Consider the following 8,560-nt stretch of genomic DNA (forward strand, 5'->3'; position numbering starts at 1 on the left):
GTGACGCGGGAAGAGTGCGGGAAACAGGTGCGTCCCGCCAACGTCCGCCCCCTGCCTGGAGGATAGCGCCGCGCCCGACCATCCCCGAGCGCGAACCCGCGCCCGAGGCCCTCACCCTCACCCGGAGCAGCCGCCTCCCCACCCCACCCGGCGCCAACTCCCGCCCCCCGCCTACGCCTTCCGCCCCCACGCCGAGATCATCGGAGCCGTCGCCAAGTCCATCGTGCCGGAGGCGACGTTGGCCAGGTGGCGGTCGATGTCCTCGTCCGTGGCGAGGCCCGCGGTGACGAGTTGGTCGCGGATCTGGCGGACCGTGGCGGATTCCAGCGCGGCGCAGGCAGGTGAGGTGACCGGGAAGTACGCGTCGGCCTCCACCCGGCGCAGGCCGGCCTCGCGGAGCAGGCGCGGGAGTCGGCGGCCGTAGGAGAGGTCGGCGCCGCGGTCTGCGAGGAGTTCGCGGAAACCGTGGCGGAGGCGGTTCGCGAGTTGCTGCTCGGGGCCGTGCTCGTCGGGGCAGAGCAGGGGCTGGAGGGCGGGGTCGGCGTCCTCGATCAGGAGGCGTCCGCCGGAGCGCAGGGACTTGATCATCGAGTGCAACGCCCGTTCCCGGTCCGGCACATGGACGAGGACGAGCCGGGCGTGCACGAGGTCGAAGCCCTCCCCCGGCGGCTCCTCGGCGCCGACGTCATGGACGCGCACCTCGATCGGCGGGCGGCCGGCCGAGGCGACCTGCGAGGTGTCGATGTCGGTCGCGACGACCTTTCCGGTCGGGCCGACCCTCTTGGCCAGCCAGGACACCACCGAGGTGCCGCCGACGCCGACCTCCCAGACGCGCCAGCCGGGTCCGACGCCGAACCCCTCCAGGTGCCGGAACGTCGTGGGGTCGAAGAGCGTGGCGAAGGCGTCGAAGCGCTGTCCCGCCTCGGACTGCCGGTTGTCGAGGAGATACCCGTCGGATCGCGTCATGCCGCGATCATCCCAGTTGCCCCGCTTGTCGACAGGAGGCGACGCTCCGGTTGTCGGGAGGGGCGAAGCTCCGGTCCACCGCACCCTTGCCACGACCGTGCACCGGTTCATCCACAGCCGGGAACAAAGCGGAGGATTCCGTTCCCACAGGCTTACCCACGGCTCACGTCGGCCTGGCAAACTGGCACGCCAAGGCGCAGAAATGCGATGCGAGGGGATCCACGCAAGGAGTTCCGGATGTCCATGGCAGGGAATCTTCGGAAGGTCACGGGCCTCGGCAGGGTCGGCGGCCTCCGCAAGGTGGCACGGCTGGCCCGGCGGCACCCGCGGGTCGACCTGAGCCACCACGCCCGGTCACCGCTGGGCTCCTCGGTGGTGAAGTGCGTCATGTATCAGGACGGTGTCCGTGTTCCGGTCGCCGGCGACCTGGTGGACACCGTGGAGCGGGTGCGCAAGAAGGACGACGGTTTCGTCTGGCTCGGCCTGCACGAGCCGACGAACGAGGAGTTCGCGGGCATCGCCGAGCTCTTCGACCTGCACCCGCTGGCGGTCGAGGACGCGATCGAGGCGCATCAGCGCCCGAAGGTGGAGCGCTACGGCGAGACGCTGTTCGCGGTGTTCAAGACGGTCTGCTACGTCGAGCACGAGAAGCTGACGGCGACGAGCGAGGTCGTGGACACCGGCGAGATCATGGTGTTCGTCGGCGCCGACTTCGTGATCACCGTGCGGCACGGGCGGCACGGCTCACTGGGGCCGCTGCGTGAGGAGTTGGAGTCGAACCCGCGACAGCTCGCCAAGGGACCGGCCGCGGTGCTGCACGCGATCGCGGACCATGTGGTCGACGACTATCTGAGCGTCACGGACTCGGTGCAGGCGGACATCGACCAGGTGGAGACGGACGTGTTCGCGGAGAACGGCGCGCGGGCCGACCCGGGTCGTATCTACCAGCTCAAGCGTGAACTCCTGGAGCTGAAGCGGGCGGTGGTCCCCCTCAGCCGCCCGCTGGAGGAGCTCGCCACCCGGCCGATGCGGGTGATCGGACCGGAGATACAGGCCTACTTCCGGGATGTCTCCGACCATCTGCTGCGCGCGAAGGAGCAGATCGCGTCCTTCGACGAACTGCTCAACTCGATTCTGCAGGCACACCTCGCCCAGGTGACGGTCGCGCAGAACGAGGACATGCGGAAGATCACGGCCTGGGCCGCGGTGATCGCCGTACCGACGATGGTGTGCGGTGTGTACGGCATGAACTTCGACCACATGCCGGAGCTGCACTGGCGGTTCGGCTATCCCCTGGTCATCGGCGTGATAACCGTGGCCTGTCTGGCGCTGTACCGGGGCTTCCGGCGCAACGGCTGGCTCTGAACGCCGACCGCTGAACCGGAACCGTCCGGCGGTTCAGCGCATGCCGCTCCGGGCGTAGACGCTCTCGACCCACCCGGCGAGCTGCTCCTCCGTCAGATGCTGGGCCAGGTCGGCCTCGCTGATCATGCCGACGAGGCGTTTGTTCTCGATGACGGGAAGCCGGCGGATCTGGTGTCCCTGCATCTCCTGGAGCACCTCGCCGACATCGGCGCCGGAGTCGATCCAGCGTGGGGTGCCCTTGGCCATCTCGCCGGCGGTGATCTTGGCCGGGTCGTGGCCCATGGCCACACAGCCGACGACGATGTCCCGGTCGGTGAGGATGCCGCAGAGCCGTTCGTTCTCGTCGCTGATGGGCAGGGCTCCGACGCCCAGTTCGCGCATCAGCTGGGCGGCGCGGTCCAGGGTTTCATGGGCGGGGATCCACTGGGCGCCCCGGTGCATGATGTCTCCGGCGGTGGTCATGTAGTACCTCCCGGTGCCGGACGGCCGGCGCGGCACAGAACGTTCCGCTAGTCCCGGCGCCCTACATTCTCGCCGCGCGGCCGGGGGAACGCACCCGGACGGTCGCGACTTCCGGTGCGCCTGTGTACCAGCCATCCGGGACGGCGCTCAGACCTGGAACCCCACGATCTTCTGCGGTACGACGCGGATGATCACCCGCGTCTGGTCGTCCCGCTCGGCGGGCGGGTCGACGCCGAGGTACTTGTGCGAGAGGTCGTACGGGAGCCGTTTGTCCTCGTCGGGGAGGATCTCGGCGGTGCCGCGGATCTCGACCGAGGTATAGGGGTCGGCGAGGTCGAACACCGACAGGCTGACGCGGGGGTCGCGGCGGAGGTTGCGCACCTTCTGCCGGTCTTCGAGGGAGGAGAAGAGCACGGTGTCGCCCTCGCGCTTCATCCAGACCACCGAGGTCTGCGGGGCGCCGTCGGGACGGAGAGTGGCGACGTTGGCGAAGTTCTTGCCATCGAGGAGAGAGCGGACGGAGTCGTCGAAGGTCGTCGTCATACCCCCACCCTAACTAAATGCACGCGCATGCAAAAGTCTTTGAGCGGGATCGCCTGGCCCTCGGTCGGGGTCAGCCGTTCCACGCCGGATGACGTGGATCGTCGGCGCGCACCAGGACGTCCGCCGTGCCGGCCGGGTCGGTCTCGTCCTCGTAGCGCTCGAAGGCGGGGAGGGTCCAGTGCTCGGTCTCGGGGGTACGGCGGCGCAGGGCACCCGGCGAGAGGAGGACGTGGACGGTCAGATCGAAGGGGAACCAGTGCCGAAGGAGGAAGGGACCGTGCAGCAATAGGACGGCGCCGGGCGGGAGTTGGACGTAGGGGCTGCGGGTGGCCCGGTCGGCGGTCGGGTCCCACAGATCGGGCAGGACGCGGCCGTCGCCGTCCGGTTCGAGCGGGCCGAAGACCTCGCGCCACAGGGCACCGGTGTCGAACCAGCCGTCGTAGTACGACTCGACGTCCTGGCGCCCGTACTCCAGACGCAGCGAGGCGGGGCGCAGGAAGCCCTCGGTGCCGACGACGAGCGAGGAGCGGCCGCGTATGCGCAGCGCCTCCGAGACGCGCTCGGCGAGGTCGCCGGGGCGGGCCGCAGGGGCGCCGTCGAAGGCGACGCGCGGCCAGGGGCTGCCGTCGGCCGGCTTCAGGTCGAGCAGACGCTCGGCGAGGAGGTCGCCGAGCCGGTCCCAGGTGATCGCTTCCAGTCGCACAGGGCCCATGATGCGGCAGACCACGATCAGGGTGCGTCGCGCCGGTGGCTCCGGCGGGCCGCGAGGAGGTGCGGGAGGTGGGTTTCGCTCCAGGCGCGGGCGGCGTCGAGGAGAGGGACGAGGCTGCGGCCGAGGGAGGTGAGGGCGTATTCGACGCGCGGCGGGTTCTCGTCGTACGCGGTCCTGGTCAGCAGGCCGTCGCGTTCCATGGCGCGCAGGGTCTCGCTGAGGACTTTGGGGGTAACGGCCTTGAGCGGTATGCGGAGTTCGGTGAAGCGACGCGGGCCGCCTTCCAAGCAGCGGACGATCATGCCGGTCCACTTGTCGCCCACCCTGAAAGGCATCGCGGAGGAGGGACAGACGGGGTCGAACATGTCGGGGTCGAGCGGTTCCTGCCGTACGGCGTCCGTCGCGTCGGTCATCCGTCGAGGCTAGCGCCGGTACCGTTGAAGTAACCGGGCCTCAGGTACCTAACGTGCAGGTCGGGCGGCGAACGACGCTGCCGGACAAGGGAGTTGGGCATGAGCGGGATCGTGGTTCTCGGGGCTGGCGGCCGGGCGGGGCGGGCCGTCACGGCGGAGGCGCTCGGGCGTGGGTACGAGGTGGTCGCCGTGGTGCGGGATCCGGCGCGGTACGCGGACCTCGCGGTGGAGGGCGTCTCGGTCGTGCGGGGTGATGTGACCGATGCGGGGTCGGTGCGGGCGGTCGCGGGCGGGGCGGTCGGTGCCGTGCACGCGGTGTCGCCGTTCAGCGGGCCCGAGCAGGGGTTCGGCTCGCTCGATCCCGGCTTCTTCGTCAAGGCGGCGGACGCGTTGCTGGAGGGGCTGGCCGCGGCAGGGGTGCGGCGGCTCGTCGCCGTCGGACTGTTCGCGGACCTCCTCGGGGCGGACGGGCGGCCGGTGATGGACGACCCCTCGGCGTTTCCGCCGGGGATACGGCCGTTCGCGCTGGCCCACACGGCCGGCCTGCGGCGCCTGCGGGAGGCGGGCGAGAGCACGTCGGTGGACTGGGTGATGCTCACCCCGGGTGGCGGGCTGGAACAGGACGCCCCTCGCACCGGGCGGCATCGCCTGGGCGACGAGCGGGTGCCGGAGGGTGCGCCCGGGCTGTCGTACGCGGACCTGGCCGTGGCGGTGCTCGACGAGATCGGGACGCCGACCCGGCACCGTACGCGCGTGTCGGTGTTCGTTCCGCGCGGGGTGCGGAGGACGGAGGAAAGAGGGGCGGAGGAGAGATAGGAGAGAGGCGCGCAGCAGAAGGGAATGCTTCTCGCATGGCTCGTACGGCACCGCTCGCGACTCCACCGCCCCGTAGTGGACTGCTCGTTGTCCAACCGCTCAGGAAACGGCACTGTGCCGAGTGTCGTCGGGGACCGTTGCCGTTGCTGGTCGTCGAGGGCGGAGTGCCGCGGTGTCTCGACTGCATGGATCTCGGGCATCTGGTGTTCCTGCCGCGCGGCGACACGGCGCTGACGCGCAGGGCGCGGGAGGAGAGTGCGCTGTCGGCGGTGGTCGTGCGGTTCGACCGGCGCCGGAGCCGGTACGAGCGGCAGGGCGTCCTCGTCGAGGAGGCGGGGCTCGCGCGGGCCGAGGAGCGGTGCCTCGCGGACGCGGAGGCACGACGGCGACGCCGGGCGCGGGACGCGGAGCGGCGGGCCGCGGAGGACGTGCGGTTCACGGAGGCGTTCGCGGCGGAGATACGACGCCTGTTCCCCGGCTGCCCGGACGCTCGGGCCCGGGCCGTCGCCGTACATGCCTCGGCGCGGGGCAGCGGGCGGGTGGGGCGGAGTGCGGCGGGGCAGGCGTTGTCCGAGGGTGCGGTGGTCTCGGCGGTGGCGGCTTCCGTACGGCATGTGGACACGCCCTACGACCAGTTGCTGATGAGTGGGGTGCCACGACATGAGGCGCGGCGGCGGATCTCGGTGAGGGTGGAAGCGGTACTTCGGGGGTGGCGGGAGGGCGGGGTTCGGGCGAAGGCGGAGGCGGGGGCAGATGTCCGGGCGAACGCGGAGGCCGGGTGAGGAGAGCGGCGGGAAGGCCTGGCGAGGAGGGCGGCGAACCCGGTTGCCCAGCGGGCCGTCGGTGGCCCGGAGGGTGTCGTGGACGTTCGCGTATGCCCCGGCGATTCTCGGCCATGGTTACCCGGTCAGGGACGGGTTTGACTTGTCCCGGTGGTTGGTGGTGGGCAGGATCTCGGCTCTACGGGCGGGAGTTGGTGTCGGCATGATCGGTGAACCGTATTTCACACTGACGGTTCTGGGGGTGCTCGCGACCGGGGTGATGGCCGGGGTGTTCTGTGCCTTCTCCGTGCTGGTCATGCGGGGGCTGGCCGAGTTGCCGCCCGCGCAGGGGGTCGCCGCGATGAACGCGATCAACACGGCGGCGATGACGCCCGCCTTCATGCTGCTGTTCGCCGGTGCCGCGGTGGTGTGCGCGGTGATCGCGGTGGTGACCTTCGTGCTGTGGCCGGATCAGGGGACCGTGGAGTTGCTGCTGGGCAGCGCGCTGTATCTGTTCGGGTCGTTCGGGCTGACCCTCGTCGCGAACGTGCCCCGCAACGAGGCGCTGCTGAAGCTGGACCCGGGCACACCGGAGGCCGCCGCGTACTGGCCGTCGTACGTACGCGAGTGGACGATGTGGAATCACGTCCGCGCGATCGCCTCGGCGGCCGCCGCGCTGGTGTACATGCTGGCCCTCACCTGAGAGAAACCCCATGATCACCTGAGCGAGGGCTGGTGAGGGCCCACAGAACCCCTTGAGAAAGCCGTCGAGAAAGCCGTCTCGCCCACTCTGCGCGCCCGGCCGCGGGGCCTTATCGTGGCTGAAAGAGTGCCGCCCGATGACGCACGGCCTGTCGTACGCGGACGCAAGGAAGACGGCCATGGCCGATCCCAAGGGTTTTATGACCACTCCGCGCGAGGAGTGGCCCCGCAGGCCCGTCGAGGAACGGGTGCGGGACTGGGACGAGGTGTACGTCCCAGGCGCGCTGCTGCCGATCGTGACCAAGCAGGCGGACCGCTGCATGGACTGCGGCGTCCCGTTCTGCCACGACGCCTGCCCGCTCGGCAACCTGATCCCCGAGTGGAACGACCTTGTCTCGCGGGACGACTGGCGTGCGGCGAGCGATCGGTTGCACGCGACGAACAACTTCCCCGAATTCACCGGGCGGTTGTGCCCGGCGCCGTGCGAGGCGGGGTGTGTGCTCGCCATCAACCAACCCGCCGTCACCATCAAGAACGTCGAAGTGGCCATCGCCGACCGCGCCTGGACCGACGGTTTCGCGCCACCGAGACCACCGGACCGGTTGTCCGGACGGACCGTCGCGGTGATCGGCTCCGGGCCCACCGGCCTCGCCGCGGCACAGCAGTTGACGCGGGCCGGGCACACGGTCGCCGTGTACGAGAGGGACGACCGGCTCGGCGGCCTGATGCGGTACGGCATCCCCGAGTTCAAGATGGAGAAACGGCATCTCGAACGGCGGCTGGAACAGATGCGGGCCGAGGGCACCAAGTTCCGTACGTCGACGACGGTCGGGCGGGACATCGGGGCGGCCGAACTACGGGCGCGCTACGACGCGGTGGTGATCGCCACGGGAGCGACGGCGTGGCGTGAACTGGCCGTTCCGGGGCGGGAGTTGACCGGCATCCACCAGGCGATGGAGTACCTGCCGCTGGCCAACCGGGTATGTGAAGGGGACTTGGCGGCCTCTCCCCTGTCCGCCGCCGGGAAGCATGTCGTCATCGTGGGCGGCGGCGACACGGGGGCCGACTGTCTCGGCACCGCGGTGCGTGAAGGGGCCGCGTCCGTCAGCCAGTTGGACATCTACGCCCAGCCGGACGCCGAGCGCGACGAGGACGCGGAGCCCTGGCCGACGTATCCGAAGATCTATCGGCTCTCGGCCGCGCACGAGGAGGCGCGGGATCTGGGGACGGCGCCGGCGGCGCACGCGGACGCGCGGCTGTTCGCGGCGTCGACGCTCCACTTCGAGGGTGACGGGGACGGGCGCGTGCGGTCCTTGCACCTGGTCGAAGTCGACGCGGGGCGCCGCCCGTTGGAGGGTTCCGGACGCAGCCTGCCCGCCGATCTCGTGCTGCTCGCCCTCGGGTTCTCCGGGCCCGACCGGGCGGACGGGCTCATCGATCAGCTGAGGCTGGCGATGGCACCGCGCGGCACGATCACCCGGGACGCGGACTTCGCGACGAGCGCGCGCGGGGTGTTCGTCGCGGGGGACGCGGCGCGCGGGCAGTCGTTGATCGTGTGGGCGATCGCGGAGGGACGGGCGGTGGCGGCGGCCGTCGACCGCTATCTGACGGGAAGTTCCCAACTCCCGGCGCCCATAGGGCCGTACGACCGGCCGATGGCCGTGTGAGGCAGCGCGGGCAGGGGAGGCGGTGAGGCAGGGGCGAGGTGTCCCTGCTGCCGGATGAGCAGTCGTACGGCCGTGCTCGTGTGCTCTCCTCCCGGCTCACGAAATCCTTCGGCGGCGGCCTGGAAGGTGACTGCGGGCCGGCCGGAGCAACCG

General features: G+C 70.8%; 10 protein-coding genes. 5 read left to right on the forward strand and 5 right to left on the reverse strand.

Annotation, left to right across the window (positions count from 1 at the left end):
- Window positions 1-171 precede the first annotated feature (171 nt).
- A complete protein-coding gene (locus ACFWP5_RS40185; protein WP_384168673.1) occupies window positions 172-966 on the reverse strand; it encodes a methyltransferase domain-containing protein in 795 nt (264 codons plus the stop codon).
- 237 nt (window positions 967-1,203) lie between these two features.
- Between ACFWP5_RS40185 and corA the strand changes: the two genes are divergently transcribed.
- Entirely contained in the window at window positions 1,204-2,331 is a 1,128-nt protein-coding gene (gene corA, locus ACFWP5_RS40190) for a magnesium/cobalt transporter CorA (protein ID WP_384168676.1), read from the forward strand.
- Between the two features lie 33 nt (window positions 2,332-2,364).
- Here corA and ACFWP5_RS40195 read toward each other — a convergent pair whose 3' ends face one another.
- From ACFWP5_RS40195 to ACFWP5_RS40210, 4 genes are all read right to left on the reverse strand, one after another.
- Window positions 2,365-2,793 carry a CBS domain-containing protein gene (locus tag ACFWP5_RS40195; protein WP_384168679.1) on the reverse strand — a complete coding sequence of 143 codons (429 nt, stop codon included), beginning with the start codon at window positions 2,791-2,793 and terminating at the stop codon, window positions 2,365-2,367.
- A 147-nt stretch (window positions 2,794-2,940) separates the two neighbouring features.
- The gene (locus tag ACFWP5_RS40200; RefSeq protein WP_384168682.1) at window positions 2,941-3,336 is read right to left on the reverse strand and encodes a PPOX class F420-dependent oxidoreductase; all 396 of its coding nucleotides are present in this window, start codon (window positions 3,334-3,336) and stop codon (window positions 2,941-2,943) included.
- A gap of 70 nt (window positions 3,337-3,406) precedes the next feature.
- Entirely contained in the window at window positions 3,407-4,048 is a 642-nt protein-coding gene (locus ACFWP5_RS40205; protein ID WP_384168685.1) for a uridine kinase, read from the reverse strand.
- A gap of 17 nt (window positions 4,049-4,065) precedes the next feature.
- Window positions 4,066-4,461 (reverse strand): winged helix-turn-helix transcriptional regulator, encoded by a 396-nt coding sequence (locus ACFWP5_RS40210; RefSeq protein WP_384168688.1) that lies wholly within the window; start codon window positions 4,459-4,461, stop codon window positions 4,066-4,068.
- Window positions 4,462-4,560: 99 nt separating this feature from the next.
- Between ACFWP5_RS40210 and ACFWP5_RS40215 the strand changes: the two genes are divergently transcribed.
- From ACFWP5_RS40215 to ACFWP5_RS40230, 4 genes are all read left to right on the forward strand, one after another.
- Window positions 4,561-5,277: an NAD(P)-dependent oxidoreductase gene (locus ACFWP5_RS40215; protein ID WP_384168691.1), complete on the forward strand. Its 717-nt coding sequence runs from the start codon at window positions 4,561-4,563 to the stop codon at window positions 5,275-5,277.
- A 35-nt stretch (window positions 5,278-5,312) separates the two neighbouring features.
- Complete coding sequence (locus ACFWP5_RS40220) at window positions 5,313-6,059, forward strand: DUF2293 domain-containing protein (RefSeq protein ID WP_384168694.1); 747 nt, start codon at window positions 5,313-5,315, stop codon at window positions 6,057-6,059.
- Window positions 6,060-6,261: 202 nt separating this feature from the next.
- Complete coding sequence (locus ACFWP5_RS40225; protein WP_384168697.1) at window positions 6,262-6,741, forward strand: DUF1772 domain-containing protein; 480 nt, start codon at window positions 6,262-6,264, stop codon at window positions 6,739-6,741.
- Window positions 6,742-6,919: 178 nt separating this feature from the next.
- Entirely contained in the window at window positions 6,920-8,407 is a 1,488-nt protein-coding gene (locus tag ACFWP5_RS40230; protein ID WP_384168700.1) for a glutamate synthase subunit beta, read from the forward strand.
- The last annotated feature ends 153 nt before the right edge of the window (window positions 8,408-8,560 follow it).

The sequence above is a fragment of the Streptomyces sp. NPDC058469 genome (assembly GCF_042721125.1).
Lineage (GTDB): Bacteria > Actinomycetota > Actinomycetes > Streptomycetales > Streptomycetaceae > Streptomyces.